Here is a 740-nt window from a genome sequence, read left to right as displayed (position 1 = left end):
TGGTAAGCGCCATCTTTGTTGCCACCGAAAAGTTTCCGGCAGCATTTTTCACCTTTTTACTGTAGTCTTCTCGAAAGGTAACATCCAGTTGCCAATGAAGATTATTCTCAATAGACCAATGCTGCCTGATGGCAGATGCAATCTTCTCAGGTCGGGTATTATCAAGTGAAGTTACATAGTATCTGACCTCTTGAGTATATTCCCCTGTTGCGACTATTGTTCTTTCCGACTTTATCCCTACAACAGACTTCAACCCCACAAGTTTCTTCTTGAACATTTTCTCCATTATAGATCCATAACTGACTACAGTACAGTTTCTTTTCTCAATCCTTCCATGTCCGGCATTTTTCCGACACATGCCTGATGACTCTATTGATTATTTCATCTCTATCCTGATAATCATCAATGATTTGTTTAGCCGGTTGATAATTTTTTTTCTTATTCTCCTTTATAGCGATAATATAATTTGCATCATGCTCAATAATGGTCTGGGTTATATCTTTCTGGCATCCCATCGCGTCAATTGTAACAATACAACCACTTAGTTCCAAAGAGTTAATCAACAATGGAATAGCTGTAATCTCACTGCTTTTGTCATCTACTTTCACCTGACCTAAAGAAATTCCATTAGCGGCAGACTAGGCGGAAACCATCCATAATTTGAATCCTTCTTTTCCCCTAGTATGTTCTCCATCACATTGGCTTGGACCACGCATGAGCTTGCCATCTATAGCTACAAC

2 protein-coding genes are annotated in these 740 nt (G+C 39.3%); both read right to left on the bottom strand.

The features are described from left to right. Positions 1-358 (bottom strand): ISAs1 family transposase (locus tag RE317_RS20945; protein ID WP_308821671.1); only part of this gene is annotated, 358 nt, incomplete at its 3' end. Beyond that, positions 324-608 (bottom strand): ISAs1 family transposase, encoded by a 285-nt coding sequence (locus RE317_RS20940; RefSeq protein WP_303266295.1) that lies wholly within the window; start codon positions 606-608, stop codon positions 324-326. The genes RE317_RS20940 and RE317_RS20945, both read right to left, overlap by 35 nt. Positions 609-740: the final 132 nt, after the last annotated feature.

Source organism: Phocaeicola sp. GP0067, from assembly GCF_031119655.1.
GTDB classification, from domain to species: domain Bacteria; phylum Bacteroidota; class Bacteroidia; order Bacteroidales; family Bacteroidaceae; genus Phocaeicola; species Phocaeicola vulgatus.
This window is presented reverse-complemented; position numbering and strand designations above follow the sequence as displayed.